The organism is Acetobacter orleanensis, from assembly GCF_001581005.1.
Taxonomy (GTDB): domain Bacteria; phylum Pseudomonadota; class Alphaproteobacteria; order Acetobacterales; family Acetobacteraceae; genus Acetobacter; species Acetobacter orleanensis.
This window is the reverse complement of the sequence record NZ_LHZV01000012.1, coordinates 1-1,123: the sequence shown is the minus strand read 5'-3', so window position 1 is coordinate 1,123 and position 1,123 is coordinate 1. Positions and strand designations below refer to the sequence as shown.

The window sequence follows — 1,123 nt, the reverse complement described above, 5'->3', positions numbered from 1 at the left end:
GGTAGACTGCGGCAGCTATTGGTGATTCTCTTCGGTTTGATTTTCATTATGGAGAATAATGATGGCCCCTCGTTTGATTGGACAGGACTGCCTTAAGTTTGCCCGAACTGATCGCAGATCGTCATCATTGGATAAAATTGCAACCCTGATCGACTGGCAGCCGATTACGGAGATCCTGTCGTCTCTCTACTCTGCCCCAAAGAGTGAAGCTGCATGGCCACCCCTTTCAATGTTTAAGGCCTGCTCCTTGCCGTATGGTATGATCTGTCTGACGTCAAACTGACAGAGGCGCTGGATGACCGTATGTCTTTTCGTCGGTTCTGCGGGTTTTCCGTAAGGGAGCCTACACCGGAGCCCACAGCCTTCGTGCGGTTTCGGCGTCTGCTGACATCCCTATCGCTCGACAAGGCTTTGTTCGAAGTTGTGACGGCCCAGTTGAAAATTCAGGCAATCCGGATCAAGGTCGGCACGATCGTCGATGCGACGGTTATCGCGTAACAGACGGAATACGACAACGATCCTCGATGGGTCAAACATAAGGGCAGAAAAGCTGTTTATGGTTTTAAGGCGCATGTTGGTATCGATGTGACCACCGCTCTTGCGGAGCGGATCGCAATTACATCAGCCAACGTCAACGATGGACCTGCAGGGCCTGACGCGGTACCCGATGATCCGGGCGATGTCTTTGCCGACAGTGCTTACAGGGACACTCATTTTCGGGACGCCGTTCTTGCAAAGGGCGGGATGAGAAAGAGACCCACGCGCGTCTTGAAGCATGGATCCGGCCAATCCATAGAATCAGGAGGTGGATCGAAAAGATCTTCGGGACATGGAAGCGCAGCTACGGTCTCCGACGAATGCGATGACGCAGTCTGGCGAAGGCTGCTATCCAGATACACATGACGGCTATTGCCAATAATCTCACACGAACCCTCAATATTCTTGCAAAACCAGTATAAAAATTGACCCAAAACAGAACATGATCTCGTTTATTCGATTGCCTACGACACCTGCAACATTGCGAATGCCACAGCTTCATAATTTAGAAAAATCTACGGCGTAATCGCCGGCCCGCCCACAGGTCTCATTGATGCTCTGGCTGTCGATCACCCCAGCCGAAGGG

The 1,123-nt window shown here is 51.6% G+C and carries 2 protein-coding genes; both read left to right on the top strand.

Features of this window, described 5'->3' with window-relative positions; genetic code table 11:
• The first annotated feature begins 240 nt into the window (after positions 1–240).
• Entirely contained in the window at positions 241–498 is a 258-nt protein-coding gene (locus AD949_RS14320) for a transposase (RefSeq protein WP_306308942.1), read from the top strand.
• An 81-nt stretch (positions 499–579) separates the two neighbouring features.
• The gene (locus tag AD949_RS14315) at positions 580–903 is read left to right on the top strand and encodes a transposase (RefSeq protein WP_244463447.1); all 324 of its coding nucleotides are present in this window, start codon (positions 580–582) and stop codon (positions 901–903) included.
• Positions 904–1,123 lie beyond the last annotated feature (220 nt).